General features: G+C 70.9%; 19 protein-coding genes and 1 pseudogene. 9 read left to right on the forward strand and 11 right to left on the reverse strand.

From position 1 onward, the window contains the following. Both ACWPOB_RS26815 and metX read left to right on the forward strand, forming a co-directional pair. The coding region (locus ACWPOB_RS26815) for a PLP-dependent transferase (protein WP_202916636.1) at positions 1–140 on the forward strand (140 nt) is incomplete at its 5' end. Further along, positions 137–1,264 (forward strand): homoserine O-acetyltransferase MetX, encoded by a 1,128-nt coding sequence (gene metX / locus ACWPOB_RS26820; RefSeq protein ID WP_455402681.1) that lies wholly within the window; start codon positions 137–139, stop codon positions 1,262–1,264. The genes ACWPOB_RS26815 and metX, both read left to right, overlap by 4 nt. Before the next feature lie 36 nt (positions 1,265–1,300). Here the strand turns inward: metX and ACWPOB_RS26825 are convergent, their stop codons facing one another. Then, on the reverse strand, positions 1,301–1,603 hold the full coding sequence (locus ACWPOB_RS26825; protein WP_029544738.1) for a DUF3017 domain-containing protein: 303 nt from the start codon (positions 1,601–1,603) through the stop codon (positions 1,301–1,303). A gap of 3 nt (positions 1,604–1,606) precedes the next feature. After that, positions 1,607–2,461, reverse strand: a complete 855-nt coding sequence (locus ACWPOB_RS26830) for a bifunctional methylenetetrahydrofolate dehydrogenase/methenyltetrahydrofolate cyclohydrolase (protein WP_455402682.1) — start codon at positions 2,459–2,461, stop codon at positions 1,607–1,609. A gap of 174 nt (positions 2,462–2,635) precedes the next feature. Between ACWPOB_RS26830 and ACWPOB_RS26835 the strand changes: the two genes are divergently transcribed. Next, positions 2,636–3,100 carry a tRNA (cytidine(34)-2'-O)-methyltransferase gene (locus ACWPOB_RS26835; protein ID WP_043802582.1) on the forward strand — a complete coding sequence of 155 codons (465 nt, stop codon included), beginning with the start codon at positions 2,636–2,638 and terminating at the stop codon, positions 3,098–3,100. Positions 3,101–3,225: 125 nt separating this feature from the next. Further along, entirely contained in the window at positions 3,226–3,747 is a 522-nt protein-coding gene (gene idi / locus ACWPOB_RS26840) for an isopentenyl-diphosphate Delta-isomerase (RefSeq protein WP_044476485.1), read from the forward strand. Between the two features lie 4 nt (positions 3,748–3,751). Here the strand turns inward: idi and ACWPOB_RS26845 are convergent, their stop codons facing one another. After that, on the reverse strand, positions 3,752–4,306 hold the full coding sequence (locus ACWPOB_RS26845) for a sigma factor (protein ID WP_455402683.1): 555 nt from the start codon (positions 4,304–4,306) through the stop codon (positions 3,752–3,754). 225 nt (positions 4,307–4,531) lie between these two features. Between ACWPOB_RS26845 and ACWPOB_RS26850 the strand changes: the two genes are divergently transcribed. Continuing rightward, the gene (locus tag ACWPOB_RS26850) at positions 4,532–4,732 is read left to right on the forward strand and encodes a hypothetical protein (protein WP_455402684.1); all 201 of its coding nucleotides are present in this window, start codon (positions 4,532–4,534) and stop codon (positions 4,730–4,732) included. 10 nt (positions 4,733–4,742) lie between these two features. Beyond that, entirely contained in the window at positions 4,743–5,789 is a 1,047-nt protein-coding gene (locus ACWPOB_RS26855) for a DICT sensory domain-containing protein (RefSeq protein WP_455402685.1), read from the forward strand. 22 nt (positions 5,790–5,811) lie between these two features. Here the strand turns inward: ACWPOB_RS26855 and ACWPOB_RS26860 are convergent, their stop codons facing one another. The 7 genes from ACWPOB_RS26860 to ACWPOB_RS26890 form a co-directional block, all read right to left on the reverse strand. Continuing rightward, positions 5,812–6,120 carry a rhodanese-like domain-containing protein gene (locus ACWPOB_RS26860; RefSeq protein WP_006945846.1) on the reverse strand — a complete coding sequence of 103 codons (309 nt, stop codon included), beginning with the start codon at positions 6,118–6,120 and terminating at the stop codon, positions 5,812–5,814. Continuing rightward, positions 6,113–6,964: a DUF4349 domain-containing protein gene (locus tag ACWPOB_RS26865; RefSeq protein ID WP_455402686.1), complete on the reverse strand. Its 852-nt coding sequence runs from the start codon at positions 6,962–6,964 to the stop codon at positions 6,113–6,115. The genes ACWPOB_RS26860 and ACWPOB_RS26865 overlap by 8 nt, the downstream gene beginning before the upstream one ends. A gap of 11 nt (positions 6,965–6,975) precedes the next feature. After that, positions 6,976–10,236 carry an error-prone DNA polymerase gene (locus tag ACWPOB_RS26870; protein ID WP_455402687.1) on the reverse strand — a complete coding sequence of 1,087 codons (3,261 nt, stop codon included), beginning with the start codon at positions 10,234–10,236 and terminating at the stop codon, positions 6,976–6,978. A gap of 82 nt (positions 10,237–10,318) precedes the next feature. Beyond that, positions 10,319–11,182, reverse strand: a complete 864-nt coding sequence (locus tag ACWPOB_RS26875) for an RNA polymerase sigma-70 factor (RefSeq protein ID WP_455402688.1) — start codon at positions 11,180–11,182, stop codon at positions 10,319–10,321. Next, complete coding sequence (locus tag ACWPOB_RS26880; protein ID WP_029544755.1) at positions 11,179–11,757, reverse strand: carboxymuconolactone decarboxylase family protein; 579 nt, start codon at positions 11,755–11,757, stop codon at positions 11,179–11,181. The genes ACWPOB_RS26875 and ACWPOB_RS26880 overlap by 4 nt, the downstream gene beginning before the upstream one ends. Before the next feature lie 368 nt (positions 11,758–12,125). Beyond that, positions 12,126–13,169 (reverse strand): cation diffusion facilitator family transporter, encoded by a 1,044-nt coding sequence (locus ACWPOB_RS26885; RefSeq protein WP_455402689.1) that lies wholly within the window; start codon positions 13,167–13,169, stop codon positions 12,126–12,128. Further along, positions 13,166–13,588 (reverse strand): ArsR/SmtB family transcription factor, encoded by a 423-nt coding sequence (locus ACWPOB_RS26890; protein WP_072635646.1) that lies wholly within the window; start codon positions 13,586–13,588, stop codon positions 13,166–13,168. The genes ACWPOB_RS26885 and ACWPOB_RS26890 overlap by 4 nt, the downstream gene beginning before the upstream one ends. Before the next feature lie 93 nt (positions 13,589–13,681). On the opposite strand from ACWPOB_RS26890, the pseudogene ACWPOB_RS26895 reads away from it, so the two are divergent. The 3 genes and pseudogenes from ACWPOB_RS26895 to ACWPOB_RS26905 form a co-directional block, all read left to right on the forward strand. Then, positions 13,682–13,981, forward strand: a pseudogene (locus tag ACWPOB_RS26895) (ArsR/SmtB family transcription factor); the annotation flags it as partial. An 18-nt stretch (positions 13,982–13,999) separates the two neighbouring features. After that, positions 14,000–14,530 (forward strand): SRPBCC family protein, encoded by a 531-nt coding sequence (locus ACWPOB_RS26900; protein WP_455402705.1) that lies wholly within the window; start codon positions 14,000–14,002, stop codon positions 14,528–14,530. 225 nt (positions 14,531–14,755) lie between these two features. Continuing rightward, positions 14,756–15,457, forward strand: coding sequence for a ScbR family autoregulator-binding transcription factor (locus ACWPOB_RS26905; RefSeq protein ID WP_455402690.1), 702 nt, complete (start codon positions 14,756–14,758; stop codon positions 15,455–15,457). Between the two features lie 9 nt (positions 15,458–15,466). Here ACWPOB_RS26905 and ACWPOB_RS26910 read toward each other — a convergent pair whose 3' ends face one another. Continuing rightward, on the reverse strand, positions 15,467–16,063 hold the full coding sequence (locus ACWPOB_RS26910) for a dihydrofolate reductase family protein (RefSeq protein WP_455402691.1): 597 nt from the start codon (positions 16,061–16,063) through the stop codon (positions 15,467–15,469). Positions 16,064–16,153: the final 90 nt, after the last annotated feature.

Here is a 16,153-nt window from a genome sequence, read left to right on the forward strand (position 1 = left end):
CCACCCACTCCCAGCTCACCGCCACCGAGCAACTCGCCGCCGGCGTCACCCCCGGCCAGGTCCGCCTCGCCGTGGGCATCGAAGGCATCGACGACATCCTCGCCGACATCACCACCGGCCTCGAGGCGGTCGCATCTTGACGGCGCGCGTCGACCGGCGCCACGTGGAGCTGCCGCCGGAGGACGGCCGTCTGAGCACGGTCGACATCGGGCCGCTGACGCTGGAGAGCGGCGCGACCCTGCCCGACGTGACGGTGGCGGTGCAACGGTGGGGCAGGCTGTCGCCGACGCGCGACAACGTCGTCCTCGTCGAACACGCCCTCACCGGGGACTCGCACGTGACCGGCCCCGCCGGGCCCGAACACCCGTCGCCGGGCTGGTGGTCCGGGATGGTCGGTCCGGGTGCGCCGATCGACACCGACAGGTGGTGCGTCGTGGCGACGAACGTGCTGGGCGGCTGCCGCGGCACCACCGGGCCCGGTTCGCCCGCCCCGGACGGCAAGGCGTGGGGCTCCCGGTTCCCCGGCATCACGGTGCGCGACCAGGTCGCCGCCGAGGTCGCCCTCGCCGACGCGCTCGGCATCGACAGGTTCGCCGCCGTGACCGGAGGGTCCATGGGCGGCATGCGGACGCTCGAGTGGATCGTCGGATATCCGGAACGGGTGCGGGCAGCCCTGGTCCTGGCGGTGGGCGCCCGCGCCACCGCCGACCAGATCGGCACCCAGACCACGCAGATCGCCGCGATCACCGCCGACCCGGACTGGCAAGGCGGGGACTACTACGGAACCGGACGGGTGCCGCGGGCCGGACTGGGCATTGCACGGCGGATCGCGCACCTGACGTACCGGACCGAGGGCGAGCTCGACACCCGCTTCGCCAACTCCCCCCAGGGGAGCGAAAACCCCTGGAACGGTGGACGATACGCGGTGCAGAGCTACCTGGAGCACCAGGCCGACAAGCTCGTCGCCCGCTTCGATCCCGGTACCTACGTGGCGCTCACCCAGGCGATGAACCGGCACGACGTCGGGCACGGCCGGGGCGGCGTGGCCGCCGCGCTCGGATCCACCCCGGTACCGACGATCGTCGCCGGCGTGGACTCCGACCGCCTGTACCCGCTGCGGCTGCAGCAGGAGATCGCCGACGGGCTGCCCGGCTGCGACGGGCTGCGCGTCCTCGAGTCCCGGGACGGTCACGACGGCTTCCTCACCGAGGCCGACGCCGTCGCCAAGCTCCTGACCGAGCTCGTCACCCTCGCGCGGGGCTGAGAACCGCGTGCCGCCGGGCCGCCGAGGCCCGGCGGCTCAGCCGGTGCCGAGAGGATCGATCGAGACCGCCAGGGCGATGATGAGCCCGCCCACGACGAGGAGCGCGGACACGTCGAAGGTCCGGCTGCGCACGGCGAGCACGCCGACCAGGTCCTCGGGCACCCACAGGCGCAGCAGGCCGGCGAGCAGGGTGGCGCTGCCGAAGACGAACGCACCGCGGCGCCACCGATCCGCCACGACGAGGATCACCGCCGCGGCGATGACGACCGTCACCGCCAGCAGCGGCAGATTCCGCCGGGCCAGACGCACCCAGCGCTCCGCGCCGGCCAGTTGCACCACCGGTCAGCGGCCGGCGAGCTGTTCGGCTCGCTCGACCACGTTCGCCAGCAGGAACGCACGGGTCAGGGGGCCGACACCGCCGGGATTGGGCGAGAGGAACCCGGCGACCTCGCGGACGTCGTCGGCAACGTCGCCGCGCAGGCCCTCCGGCGTCCGGCTCACACCCACGTCCAGGACCGCCGCACCCGGCTTGACCATGTCGGCGGTGATCAGTCCCGGCACACCGGCGGCGGCGACGATGATGTCCGCGCGCCGCACCTCCGCGGCGAGATCCTTCGTGCCGGTGTGGCACAGGGTCACGGTGGCGTTCTCGCTGCGCCGGGTGAGCAGCAGCCCAATCGGCCGGCCGACGGTGACGCCGCGGCCCACGACGGCCACGTGGGCGCCCGCGATCGGGACCTCGTAGCGGCGCAGCAGGTGCACGATGCCGCGCGGGGTGCACGGCAGCGCCGCCTCCTTGCCGAGGACGAGGCGCCCGAGGTTGATCGGGTGCAGCCCGTCGGCGTCCTTGTCGGGGTCGATCCGCTCGAGCGCAGCGTTCTCGTCGAGGTGCTTCGGGAGCGGCAGCTGCACGATGTAGCCGGTGCAGGCGGGGTCGGCGTTCAGCTCGTCGATGACCGCCTCGAGCTCCTCCTGCGTCGTGGCGGCGGGCAGGTCGCGGCGGATGGAGGTGATGCCGACCTTGGCGCAGTCGTTGTGCTTGCCGCGCACGTACGCCGCGGATCCCGGGTCGTCGCCGACCAGAACGGTGCCGAGGCCGGGGGTGATGCCCTTCGCCTTCAGCGCGGCCACGCGGGCCTTCAGGTCCTCGAAAATCTCGTCGCGGGTCGCTTTGCCGTCCAGGATCGTCGCAGTCACGACCGCCATTGTCTCAGGTCGTCCAGCCGGGGCGGAGACAGCCTCACCACAGCCGGTCCCGCCCGGGCCGGGCACGCCGCATCCGCGACTCGATCGGACGGACGCGCGCGACGGTCCGACCCGGAAGCGGCTGCCGGCGAACGACCCGGAGACACCGACTGGCAAGCTGGATCGGTGTTCCGAGTGATGTTCCACGAGCCGTGTATCCCGCCCAACACAGGCAATGCGATCCGCATGGTCGCCGGGACCGGATGCGAGCTGCATCTGGTGGAGCCGCTCGGATTCGATCTCTCCGAACCCAAGCTGCGGCGCGCGGGCCTGGACTACCACGATCTGGCGTCGGTGTCCGTGCACAAGGACCTCGAGGCCGCCTGGGCCGCGCTGCGGCCGGAGCGGGTGTACGCGTTCACCGCGCACGCGAGCGTGTCGTACGCCGCGCTCGAGTACCGGCCCGGTGACGTGTTCCTCTTCGGGCCGGAACCGACCGGATTGTCCGACGAGGTGCTCGCCGACCCGCACGTCACCGCCACGGTGCGGATTCCGATGCTGCCGGGCCGGCGCTCGCTGAACCTGTCGAACGCGGCGGCGGTGGTCACGTACGAGGCGTGGCGCCAGCACGGCTTCGCGGGCGCGGTCTGAGCCGGTCCGGCAGCGAACCCATCCACTCCGGTGGCCGCTCCGAATGCCCACCGACGCCGCGTGCGGAGCCTCGTCGTGGGGAAACGCCGCAACTGTGGGAACGTGGAACGGGGAGGTGAGACGTCGTGACTCTAGTCGTGCTGGTCGACCGCGACGGTCGGGAAGTCGGGACGGCCGAGAAGGTGGCGGCGCACCGCCCCCCGGCCCCGCTGCATCGCGCATTCTCGGCGTTCCTGCTCGATGCCGACGACAACGTGCTGCTGCAGCGCAGAAGCCTGGACAAGTACCACTTCGCCGGCCTGTGGGCCAACAGCTGCTGCGGGCACCCGCTGCCGGGCGAGAGCGTGCTCGACGCCGCGGCCCGGCGCAGCTGGGACGAACTGGGCGTGCGCCCGTCGGACCTGCAGGAGGTGGCCTCGGTCGTCTACTCCGCCCACGATCCGGACTCGTCGCTGATGGAGCACGAGTTCGACCACGTGGTCGTCGGACGCGTCACCACGGCTCCTCGTCCCGTTCCGAGCGAAGTGGCCGAGGTGCGGTTCCAGTCCCTCGCCGAGGTCGTACGCGAAGTGGAACAGACCCCGCAGGTGTTCGCGCCCTGGATGCCGCATGTCCTCGGCGCGGTACTGCCGGCGCTGACCCGATAGGCCGTCAGCCGGAGGGCACGTCCGTGGCGGTGACCCGCATCCGGGCCACACCGGCCCGGATGCGGGCCCGCACCGTCGCGACGGGCAGATCGAGGCGCTCGGCGATCTGCCCGCAGGTCATTCCCTCGTAGTAGGCGAGATACAGCGGCTCACCGTGCCCGCACCCGGGCGGCGCCGCCTCGGCCGCGGCCGGGACCCCGGCGTGCGGCCCGCCGGTCCGTGAGCGGATCCGGTCGGCCGCGCTGCGGTGCGCGAGCGCCGACAGCCAGGCCAGGGGGGATCCGACCTGCGGGGCATAGCGGTCGGCCGTGTGCCATACCTGCTCGAACACCTCGCGGGTGACGTCCTCGGCGTCCGTGTCGCCGCGCACGACTCGGAGGACGATGCCGTGCACCTGCGCGACGGTGAGGTCGTAGAGCGCCGCGAAGGCGGCACGGTCCTTACCGGCGACCCGGGCCAGGAGGGGCCGGAGGCGGTCGTCCTCGACCGGACCGGACCGCTCGGTCCCCGCGTCCCGCGCGCGCTCCGGGGGCGTCGGCGAGCCCGTCGTCACAGTCACACGAATGACTGTAGACATCCCACCCTCCCGTCGACGGGTTCGTTTTCCCTTGTGTTGCAGGAAGATCGGATTTCGTATCAATTCGTTATACGTCGTTACGCTTCCGTGATCTTCCTGCGTCGGGCCCGACACCGGCGACGGGGATGCTCGGTACTCGGACCGATCCGGTACACCCGGCGACACGCTCGCCGACCGGCTGTCGGGCGAACGACTCGGAGAACAGACATGACGGCACCACGGATCCCCCACCGCCCGAAGGGCCCCTCGGCGCTGCTCGACGGCCCGCACGCAGGCATGGTCCTCGCCGGCGTCTTCACGGTCGTGGGTGCGCTCGCCGCCGTGGCGTTGGCCGGCTCCGCGCTGCTGGCCGTCGCCCTCACGGCCATCGTGGCAGGTGCGGTGGCGGTCGTCGCCGCCGCGATCTGACGGCGACGAGGTGGAGACGCTCGACGCCGTCGAAGTACCGATCCGGCGCCTCGACGACGGACTGCTCGCGGCATCACTGGTGCGCGCCCCCCGCCCGTCCCCCCGCCGCCGGCCGTCCCACCGCGCGGTTCCGGCTGCCGACGTCTCCGTACTCGTCCCCGTCCACCTCGGACCGGACTCCGGCGCGCGCGACGCCCTCGGCCACGCCGTGCGCGCGGCCGCCGAATCCCGCCGCGCCGGGCGTCTCGTAGCGGTCGACGAGGTGGGGGCCGATCCGCGGGCCTCGGCGCTGCTGGCGCTGCTCGAACCGGAGATCGTGATCCTCGCGTCCGGGATGCTGACCCGGCGGCCGGACAGCGACGTCGCGCCCACCCTCCATGCCGTGGCCGCGCACGTCGAACGTACGGGCGCCGTCCTGGTGGCCGACGGGGTCGACTCACCCCGGCACCGGCGGCGGGCACTCGAACTCGGGGCCACCCACGGCCTCGGCCGGCTGTATCCGCCCGCGCTGCGAGCCGAGCCCGCCGAGTGTTTCCCGCCGAGTCCGACGTGGAGCACACCCGACGTGGAGACGCCGACCCCCTACGCCACCGTGGCGTCCGGCCGCGTCCCGGTGCGCAGCACCGAGCATCTGCTGGCCCGGATGACCGCCACCCTGGAAGCTCACGCCGCCACCGCCGGTCCGGACACCCTGGTGCTCGGCACGTTCCGGCACGTCGACCACTTCTGCGCCCCCACCCGATCCCGCTGGTCGGACATGGCCGGGGGCGTCGCCCACGCCGGCGCCTACGCCGTGGGGATGAGGACCGGTGTGGAGTCCGGCGTCGTCCACACGCCCCTCGACCCGGCGGACCCGCTGGCCGAGGAGTGGAACGTCGTGGTCCTCGGGGCCCACTTCGCGGGCGTGCTCTCCGCGGTGAGAACCCACCATCGGCATCCCGCAGGGGACCGTGAGTTCGACTACGTCGTGTCCTACGACCGTCCGACCGTGGTGCGCTGCGCCCGCTCGATCCTGCGGCGCGGCCCCTCCCCCGCCGCTCGGCGCGGGACCGGGTGACCGCCTCCGGGCGACGGCCCGGTCAGACCCCGGCTTCGATGTCGCGGCCGGACTGCTGCCACGCCACGGTGCCGCCGGCCACCGACACGGCGTTGATGCCGCGTCCGGCGAGATAGCTGGCGGCCTGCGAACTGCGGCCACCGACCGCACAGATCACGTAGACGGTGTCGGCGTCCGGGATCTCGTCGGCGCGGGCGACGAACTCGCTGAGCGGGATGAGCGTCACGCCGGGCACCCGCACCTGCAGGTACTCGTCGCGCTCACGGACGTCGATGACGGGGGCACCGGCGGCAAGCGCGGTGTCCAGTGCGGCCAGGCCGACCTCACGCATCCTGGTCGTTCCTCTCCGGGTTCGGGGCTGGTTCCGGTTTGCCGCGCCGTGCGACGAGCCGGACTACCACGTAGACGACGGCCGCGCACACGGCGAGAAACCCCACCCACGGTAACGCCACCCCCAGAGCGACCACCGACCCGGCCAGCGCCGAGCGCAATGCGTCCCATCCGGCGAGGACTCCGTCCCAGAAGCTGTCCCGGTCCGCGCGGCGCTCCGTCGAGATGTCCACGGTCAGGGTGGACAGCTCGATCTGGTCGGCGAGGTAGCGCTGCTGGGCGACGAGGCCGTCGAGTTCGCTCTGGCGCTGCGCCAGCGCGTTCTCGGCCTCGATGAGGTCGGCGGTGCTCGCGGCCGAGGCCATCAGTGCGCGCAGCCGGTCCACCGACGACTGCAGGGCCGCGATCCGCGCCTCGAGGTCGGTGTACTGGAGCGTGACGTCCTCGCGGGTGGTCGTCAGGCTGGTCACCTCGCCGAGACCGCGGATGTCCTCGATCGTTCCGGTGAGCCGGTCCGTCGGCACCCGGACGGTCAGCATGCTGCCGGCGCCCGGCTGCTCGGTGACCGAATCCACCCGTCCGCCCGCGGCCTCGACGAGCGTCACCACCTGTCGTCCGGCCGCAACCGGATCGTCGGCGCGCAGAACCAGGTGCCCGGTGACGATCTCCTTGCGCGCGGTTGCCTGCGCGTCCGCGGGTGCGGATTCGCGGGTGCCGTCGGACGGGGAGGGCTGCGGTGGCGCCCCGTCACCTGGCCCACCGTCACCCGGCCCTTCGCCGCCTCCGGCGCATCCGGCCAGGAACAACGCGAGCAGGGCGAGCAGGAGCACCAGGGGGCGTCGCATGCCGCAGGATGCTAACGGAAGTCGCGGGACTTTCCGATGATGCGCAGATCCATGCGCTGCAACCGGTCCGCCACCACCGTCACCGCTCCCTCCGCGTTCTGCACCCGTCCGCGCACGAGCAGTGCCGGTGCGGTGTGCGCGAGCGTGCGGTACCGCGCCCACAGGCCGACGGAGCACACCACGTTCACCATCCCGGTCTCGTCCTCGAGATTGAGGAACGTCACGCCCTCGGCGGTCGCGGGTCGCTGTCGGTGCGTGACCGCGCCGCCCACGAGCACCCGGGCCCCGTCCCGTATCTGCAGCAAGTGCGCCGCCGGCACCACGCCGAGCGCGTCGAGCTGCGGCCGCAGGAACTGGGTGGGGTAGCTGTCCGGGGAGACCCCCGTCGCCCACACGTCCGCGGCGGCCAGTTCGACATCGCTCATGCCGGGCAGTGCGGGGGCCTGCGTGGAAGCGCCGACGCCGGGCAGCCGGTCGGGCCGCTGCGCCGCTGCGGCGCTCGCCGACCACAGCGCCTCCCGGCGGGTGATGCCGAAGCACCCGAGGGCGCCGGCTGTGGCGAGGGCCTCGGCCTGGGCGGTGCTCAGCTCGACGCGCCGGGACAGGTCCGGGAACGACGTGTACGGGCCGTGCGCCGTGCGCTCGGCGACGATCCGTTCGGCGAGCGCGTCACCGAGGTGGCGGACCGCGCCGAGGCCGAGACGCACCTCCCGGCCCCGATTCTCGGTGGTGGCGTGGGCGAGGCCCACGTTCACGTCGGGCCCGTGGACCACGACACCGTGACGGCGGGCGTCGGCGACGAGGGACTGCGGCGAGTAGAACCCCATCGGCTGCGCGCGCAGCAGGCCCGCACAGAACGCCGCCGGATGATGCAGCTTGAACCATGCGGAATAGAACACCAGGGCGGCGAAACTCTGCGAATGACTTTCGGGGAAACCGAAATTCGCGAAGGCGTAGAGCTTCTCGTAGATGCGGTCGGCAACGTCGCCGGTGATGCCGTGCCGCTCGCGCATGCCGTCGTAGAGCCGGCCGCGCAGCCGTTCCATCTTCGCGGTGGAACGCTTGGCCCCCATCGCGCGCCGTAACCGGTCGGCCTCGGCGGCCGTGAACTCGGCGGCGTCGACAGCCATCTGCATCAGCTGTTCCTGGAACAGCGGGACCCCGAGGGTGCGTTTCAGGGCCTTCTCGAGGCAGGGGTGGTCGTAGGTGACGGGCTCGAGCCCGTTGCGGCGCCGGATGTACGGGTGCACGGACCCGCCCTGGATGGGACCGGGCCGGATGAGCGCCACCTCGACCACCAGGTCGTAGAAGACGCGCGGCTTCAGGCGCGGGAGGGTGGCCATCTGCGCGCGGGACTCGACCTGGAACACCCCGACGGCGTCGGCACGGCGCAGCATCTCGTACACCCCCTCCTCGGCGAGGTCGAGACGAGCGAGATCCACCGTGATCCCCTCGTGCTCGGCGACGAGGTCGATCATGTAGTGCAGCGCGGAGAGCATGCCCAGTCCGAGCAGGTCGAACTTGACCAGTCCCGCGGCCGCGCAGTCGTCCTTGTCCCACTGCAGCACGGTGCGGCCCGCCATGCGGGCCCATTCGACGGGGCACACGTCGGCGACGGGACGGTCGCAGATCACCATCCCGCCGGAGTGGATGCCGAGATGGCGCGGCAGGCCCTCGACCTGGGCGGCGAGTTCGAGGACGGGCGGGGGGATGTCGGTGTCGGTCTCCTGTTCCACGCCGTGCCACCGGGTGACCTGCCGGCTCCAGGCGTCCTGCTGGCCCTGCGCATAGCCGAGGGCCCGCGCCATGTCGCGGACGGCGGACTTGCCGCGGTAGGTGACGACGTTGGCGACCTGGGCGGCGTGCATGCGCCCGTACTTGGCGTAGACGTGCTGGATGGCTTCCTCGCGGCGGTCGGATTCGATGTCGATGTCGATGTCGGGGGGGCCGTCGCGCTCCGGGGAGAGGAACCGTTCGAAGAGCAGCTCGTTGCGGACCGGGTCGACGTTGGTGATGCCGATGGCGTAGCAGACGGCGGAGTTGGCGGCCGAACCCCGCCCCTGGCAGAGGATGTCGTTGTCCTTGCAGAAGGTGACGATGTCGTGCACCACGAGGAAGTAGCCGGGGAAGTTCAGCCGGCCGATGACGTCGAGCTCGTGCTCGATCTGCCGGTAGGCCGCCGGGTTGTCCTCGGGGGCGCCGTAGCGGTGCCGCGCCCCGCTCAGGGCGAGTTCGCGCAGCCGGCTGAGTTCGGTGTGCCCCTCGGGTACGTCGAACGGGGGCAGGTTCGGGGCGATGAGTCGCAGGTCGAAGGCACAGTCGCGGGCGAGTTCGGCGGCACGACGGACGGCGCCGGGGTGGGCGGCGAACAGTCGTGCCATCTCGGCGCCGGAACGCAGGTGGGCGCCACCGGTCGGGAGGAGCCGCCCCGCGGCCTCGTCGAGACTCTGCCGGTCGTGGATGGCGGCCAGTGCCGTCGCCAGACGCCGGCGGTGCGGCGTGGCGTAGTGGGCCGCCGTGCTGGCGATACATGAAAGGCCTTGATTGTCGGCAAGTTCCGCAAGCAGCGCGTTGCGCTCGTCGTCCTCGGGGAGGCCGTGGTGGGTGAGCTCGACCGTGACACGATCGGCGCCGAAGCGCTCGACGAGGTCGCGCAGTGCCGTCCCGGCCGCCTCGGGCCCCCCGACGTCGAGGGCCCGGCGGACGTGTCCGCGGCGGCAGCCGGTGAGAATCTGCCAGTGCCCGCCGGCAGCACCGGTGAGCGCGTCGTAGTCGTAGCGGGGCCTGCCCTTCTCCCCGCCCGCCAGGTGCGCGGCGGCAATCTCGCGGGACAACCGCCGATACCCCTCCTGCCCCCGCGCAAGGACCAGCAGGTGCGTCTCGTCCGCCGATCCGGCCTCGAGGGAGAGTTCGGCACCGAACACGGTACGCATCCCCAGCTCGCGGGCGGCCTCGGCGAAGCGCACGACGCCGTAGAGGCCGTCGTGATCGGTGAGCGCAACGGCTTCGAGGCCGAGACGCACCGCCTCCTCCACGAACTCCTCGGGGCCGGAAGCGCCGTCGAGGAAGCTGAACGCCGAGTGGGCGTGCAGTTCGGCGTAGGGCACGGTAGGCCCCTCGGGCGGCCGGACGCGCGGTTCGTACTCCCCCCGGGTGCGCGACCAGGCGGGACTGTCGCTGCCGTCACCGGGGAACTCCACGTCGCGCCGGGGCCGGCCCGACAACACGCGTTCGAGCTCCGACCAGGTCGGCGGGCCACTCCCCCACCCCATCCGTCACCGCCTTCGGGTCGACCTCCTGCGCTCATCGTACATATGTTCGATTGATTGCCGGCCGCCCGTCTGCGGACGACGGTCACCGCCGCAGTTCCGCCGACGTTTCCAGCCGCCCCAGTTTGTGTGGGTTGTTGATCGCGTAGAGGCGGGTGATCCGACCGTCCTCGACCACCAGACTCACTGCAGCGGCAGCGCCCTCGACCTCGAATCGTGCGCCCGGCATTCCGTTGAGCCAGGTGCCGGCCGCCACGAAGCCCGGGGCCTTGGCCAAGCGGATCAGCAACGCCGCCAGTTCCTCGGCTCCGGCGATCGGCTTCCGGGCAGCCGGTACCACCCCGCCGCCGTCGGCTATCGCCACCACGTCCGGGGCGAGCACCTCCATCAGAGCCTGTATGTCGCCCGTCGAGAGGGCAGTCATGAACGTCTCGACGACTGCCAGCTGCTCGGCCGGGTCCACCCGCATCCGCGGCCGCCGCACCGTGACATGCCGGCGGGCACGGTGCGCGATCTGCCGGACCGCGGCCGGGGTCTTACCCACCACCTCGGCGATCTCGTCGTACGGCGTATCGAACACCTCACGCAGCACGAACACTGCCCGCTCGACCGGACCGAGGGTCTCCAGCACGGTGAGCATCGCGATCGAGACGCTCTCGGCGAGCTCGGCGTCCTCGGCCACATCGGGACTGGTGAGCAGCGGCTCGGGCAGCCATTCCCCGACGTACTTTTCGCGTTGCCGCGCCAATGCCCGCAGCCGGTTGAGCGCCAGCCGAGTGACGATCCGGACCAGATAGGCCCGTGCGTCCCGCACCTCCGTCCGGTCCACGTCGGCCCACCGCAGCCACGCCTCCTGGACGACGTCCTCGGCGTCGGCAGCAGAGCCGACCATCTCGTAGGCGACGGTGAAGAGCAGGTTGCGGTGGGCGACGAACGGGTCGTCCGTCATGCCTTCGACGCTACGGCGAGCGGCGCGAGGTTGCAGGCGGCGGAAAACCCCTGCGACTCGATGCCGAGTGCAGTGTTGGAGCGGGTCATGAAGTTCGTCAGCGCGATGTACGCGGTCAGCTCCACCATCGCGGCCGGGCCGAGCGCCTCCAGCAGCCGGGCCGACAATTCGTCGGTGACCGTCGGCGGGGTCTGCGTCATCGCCTCGGCGTACTCCATGACGTCGCGCTCCAGCGGCGTGAAGACATCCGACTCACGCCACCGCGGCACCTCACGCGCCTTCGCCACGTCCAGCCCCTTGTTGTGGGCATGGAAGTAGCCGAGGTCCAGACAGAAGCTGCATCCGACCAGGCTGGCCACCGCCATGTGGGCGAACGACTTCAGGTTCTCGTCACACCGGTCCCACTTCTGAATCCGGCGACCGACCCCGAAGCTGAAGTTCAGCACTTTCCGGTTGTGCCACATCACCCCCACCGCCTCGGGCACGTCGCCGAGCATCCTTCGGGACATCCGCTTGACGAGCGCGCCGTAGATGCCGGTCAGCTCCGCCTTCGGGATCCTGGTGCTGCTGGTCATGATTCCTCCTTCGGTTACGTGCTCTCGGCATGGAGACACCGGCCACGAATCGAATGTGACATCCGAGCCGGAAATCGTTGCCGCGGGCGGCCGAACCGAGGAGGACGAATATGCACGCGGCCGGCCGCAAGCCGATCGAACCACCGCGAAGAGGACACCATCGAGCACCTCATCGCCCAGGTTCGCGCCGGACAGTGTCGCCAGGCCGTCGAGGACTCGCTGAAGGAAGCCGCCGAACCCCACCGCGGAGAACCACTCATACAACCGGGCCCGCCGAATCAGGCCTCGGCCCTGGTCATCGGCATGACCATGCGGGCGGCCCAGCAGTCTCCCACCGAGTCCCATCTGGTTGTTCCCTGGGTGGTCCGTCACCGCCGATGCGGTGAGGACTTGCCGGCGGCGACGGGGTTGTGCGCCGGATAGGCGTGGACGAGCGCAGTGGTCAGTTTCGGCACCGCATGGGTGAGGGTGTGTTCGGCCTCGTGCGCCAACCGGTGCGCGGCGGCCAGGCTCGTGTCGGCATCGATGTCGAGTTCGACGTCGGCATGCAACCGGTGCCCGATCCACCGCATCCGGACACTGCGCACGCTGCGCACGCCGGGCTCTTCGGACAACGATCTTTCGGCGATATCGACGAGGTCGGGATCGACCCCGTCCATCAACCGCCGGAACACATCCCGCACCGCGGTGCGCAGGACCGCGAGGATCGCGACGGTGATGACCAGTCCGACGATCGGGTCGGCCAGCGGGAACCCGAGGGCCACGCCGCCGGCGCCGAGCAACACGGCCAGGGAGGTGAAACCGTCGGTGCGAGCATGCAGCCCGTCGGCGACGAGAGCGGCGGAGCCGATCCGGCGGCCGACGCGAATGCGGTAGAGCGCGACGAGTTCGTTGCCGACGAATCCGACGAGCCCGGCCAGGGCGACCCATCCGAGTTGCTGGATCGGGACGGGGTCGATCAGCCGACGCACCGCCTCGACCCCGGCGACCACCGCGGACAGGGTGATCATCGCGACCACGAACATCCCGGCCAGATCCTCGGCCCGCCCGAACCCGTAGGTGTAGCGACGGGTGGCGGCCCGGCGGCCGAGCGCGAACGCGATCCACAGCGGAATCGCCGTCAACGCGTCGGAGAAGTTGTGCACCGTGTCCGCGAACAGCGCGACCGACCCGGAGACGGCGACGACAGCCAACTGCGCGACCGCGGTGATAACCAGCGCGACCAGGCTGATCTTGACCGCCCGGATACCGATTTCGCTGGACTCGAGGGCATCGTCGACACTGTCCGCCGCGTCGTGGCTGTGCGGAGCGAACACCTCCCGCACCGCGGCACCCCACCTGCCACCGCGTTCGTGCCCATGCCCGTGCCCGTGACCGTGGGTGTGGGTTGGCGGTTTCGGCGCGTGGCTCATGCTCGGCCACCTTCCGTGCGTGCCGGTGCGGGATCGACACCTCGCTCGGGATGCAGAATCCGCAGATCGTCGCCGGTGCGGTGATGACCGGGAACGCCGGGCCCGGCATGCTCGGCATTGAACACCGCGTCGGTCACCAGTTGGCGGACGTGATCGTTCTCCAACCGGTAAATCACCTGGGTGCCCTCCTTCCGAGTGCGCACCAGCCGCGCCATCCGCAGCTTCGCCAGATGCTGCGACACCGACGGGGCGGGCTTCCCCACATGCTCGGCAAGGTCGTTGACCGACAACTCTCGATCCACCAACGCCCACAACACCTGGACTCGGGTGGAATCGGCCAGCATACGGAAGACCTCGACCACGAGATCGACCTGATCGTTCGGCAACCGCCGCCGACATGAATCATTATCTGCATTCATACGCAGATAGTACCCAATACGGGTGATGGACTCCACGAAAGCACAAGACACCCCCCTTGACAACCACGCTGCGTAAGCGAAAACTTACCGTTCGTAGACACTTACCAAGCTGGAGACGAATGGGGTGCGCTCGCCGATCGAACGCGGCGCACGATCCTCGAGCGCCTGGCCCAGGGCCCGTGCGCGGTCGGTGAGCTCGCCCGCGAGCTGCCGATCAGCCGACCGGCGGTCTCGCAGCACCTGAAGGTGCTCAAGGACGCCGGGCTGGTCCGCGACCGGGCCGTCGGCACGCGCCGCATCTATCACCTCGACCCGGCCGGCCTCAGCGCGCTGCGCTCGCAACTCGACCGGTTCTGGGGACAGGCCCTGACCGCCTACAAGGAAGCGGTCGAACAACCTGCAGGAGGGGTCATGACACAAACACAGGCCGGGGCGGTGCGGCAGCAGATCGTGGTGAACGCAGGACTGGAGCGCGCGTTCTCGCTGTTCGTCGAGCGATTCGATGCCATCAAGCCGCGCGAGCACAACATCATGGCGGTCCCGATCGCCGAGACCGTGTTCGAGCCCCGGGTGGGCGGCACCATCTACGACCGCGCCGTGGACGGCAGTGAATGCCGGTGGGCGCGGGTGCTGGTCTACGAGCCGCCGAACCGGGTGGTGTTCAGCTGGGACATCAACGGGCGCTGGCAGATCGAGACCGACCCGGCCAGGACCAGCGAGGTGGAGGTCCGGTTCATCGCCGAATCCGCCGATCGCACCCGGGTCGAGCTCGAGCATCGCAACCTGGAGCGCCACGGCGAGGGCTGGGAAGCCGTCCGCGACGGTGTCGGGCACGACGCCGGGTGGCCGCTCTACCTGCAGCGCTATCACGACGCCGTCGAGAGCGACCGCACTGAGGGCGCCGATCACGAGGTCGACCGCCCACCGACGCAGATGCGCTAACAAAACCGGACGACTGGTTTTTCGATGGTATGCTGAGAGCGCTTCCAGGGACAGACCTCCGGAACGTGGCGTGCGCCGCGGCACGGACGGGCCTCTGGTTGCACCGCAGGGAGCGGAGGGTGATGTTCCGTTCGGGCAGGCTCGGGGGGCCGGCCCGAACGGAACACCCCCGTCCGCACCTGGTCACGCATGCTGTGGGGGCGGACAACGAAGCGAGGAGTGGTGATGCCCCGGGACTCCGTCGGTGCACCGACCGCCGAATCGGCAGCGGCCGACGCAAACGCGCCGGCCGCGACTTACCCTGCCGGGCGCCCGGCCCAGCAGCGCGCGATCCGGACACGACAACAGATCCTCCTCGCCGCCGCGCAGTTGTTCGCCGACAACGGTATCCACGGCACGGCCCTGGCAGAGGCCGCAGCCTCGGCCGAAGTGACCAAGGGCGCACTGACCTTCCACTTCCCCACCAAGGACGACTTGGTCCAGGCGTTGATCACCGAACAGGAACAGCGCACCCTCGCCACGATCGGCGCGGTCCTGCACACCGACGCCCCGGCGCTCGAGCAGCTGGTCGCGCTCACCCATGCGCTGGGCCGGTTGTTCACCGAAGACCTGGTCGTCCAGGCCGGGTTGCGGCTGACCGGCGAATACGAACGCGCCGATCCCGAGGCGTACCGGGGCTGGATCACAGTGTTCGAGAGCCTGTTCCGACGCGCCGCAGCCGAAGGCGAGCTGAGCACCCGACTGAACCCGACAGCGCATGCCCGGTTCCTCGTCTCCGCCGTCGCCGGGGTGTATCTCCTGTCGATGGTCCTCGCCGGCCGCGCGGACCTCGAGGTCCGCCTCGACCAGATGTGGGAGCTGTTGCTGCCCGGCATCGTCCGTGCCGACCGGCACGACCGGATCCCGGCGATCCGCACAGCGCGCTGACGCGTTCCCCTACCCGTCGGCGACGGGGCGGTAGGTACAGACGTGCACGCCCGTCCCGCTGGTGACCGTGGAGACCAGCGCGAGCGTGCGCTGAACACCGTCGCCCGGGAAGATCGTCTTTCCGCCGCCGAGAATCACCGGCTCGATCATGAGCCTCAGCTCGTCGACCAGCCCTTCGTGGAGCAGGGTCCGGACGAGAGTGGGGCTTCCCATGACCATGAGGTCGCCGCCGTCGCTCTCGTGCAGCTTCCGCACGGTTGCGACGGCCTCGTCGCCGGGGATCAGCGTGGTGTTGTTCCACGTCAGATCCTCGTCCCGCAACGTCCGGGACACGACGTACTTCGGGACGGCGTTCATCCGATCCGCGAACGGGTCGCCGGCCCGCTCGGGCCACGCCGCGGCCATCGTCTGCCACGTGCGCCGCCCGAACAGCAGAGCCTCGGTACGGCCCATCGCCTCGTCGATGGCCGCCCCCATCACCTCCTCGTCGAAGAACGGGAACGACCAGCCGCCGTGGGCGAAGCCCCCGTCGGTGTCCTCCTCCGGTCCACCCGGCGCCTGCACGACGCCGTCCAAGCTCATGAACTCACTGACCACGATGCGCACGGGACTCGCTCCTGTTCCTCGACGGGGTGTACAGCGATACAGACCAGCGCGTCACCCCGAAATCATCGCCTCTCCCGTCCCTCGTGCGCA

The organism is Rhodococcus sp. 2H158, assembly GCF_053764755.1.

What these genes read in the sequence shown, in the direction of transcription:
- ACWPOB_RS26850 (WP_455402684.1), top strand. Translation starts at nt 4,532, where the DNA reads ATGACGGCACCACGGATCCCCCACCGCCCGAAGGGCCCCTCGGCGCTG.
- ACWPOB_RS26860 (WP_006945846.1), bottom strand. Translation starts at nt 6,120, where the DNA reads ATGCGTGAGGTCGGCCTGGCCGCACTGGACACCGCGCTTGCCGCCGGT.
- ACWPOB_RS26865 (WP_455402686.1), bottom strand. Translation starts at nt 6,964, where the DNA reads ATGCGACGCCCCCTGGTGCTCCTGCTCGCCCTGCTCGCGTTGTTCCTG.
- ACWPOB_RS26870 (WP_455402687.1), bottom strand. Translation starts at nt 10,236, where the DNA reads ATGGGGTGGGGGAGTGGCCCGCCGACCTGGTCGGAGCTCGAACGCGTG.
- ACWPOB_RS26875 (WP_455402688.1), bottom strand. Translation starts at nt 11,182, where the DNA reads ATGACGGACGACCCGTTCGTCGCCCACCGCAACCTGCTCTTCACCGTC.
- ACWPOB_RS26880 (WP_029544755.1), bottom strand. Translation starts at nt 11,757, where the DNA reads ATGACCAGCAGCACCAGGATCCCGAAGGCGGAGCTGACCGGCATCTAC.
- ACWPOB_RS26885 (WP_455402689.1), bottom strand. Translation starts at nt 13,169, where the DNA reads ATGAGCCACGCGCCGAAACCGCCAACCCACACCCACGGTCACGGGCAC.
- ACWPOB_RS26890 (WP_072635646.1), bottom strand. Translation starts at nt 13,588, where the DNA reads ATGAATGCAGATAATGATTCATGTCGGCGGCGGTTGCCGAACGATCAG.
- ACWPOB_RS26900 (WP_455402705.1), top strand. Translation starts at nt 14,000, where the DNA reads ATGACACAAACACAGGCCGGGGCGGTGCGGCAGCAGATCGTGGTGAAC.
- ACWPOB_RS26905 (WP_455402690.1), top strand. Translation starts at nt 14,756, where the DNA reads ATGCCCCGGGACTCCGTCGGTGCACCGACCGCCGAATCGGCAGCGGCC.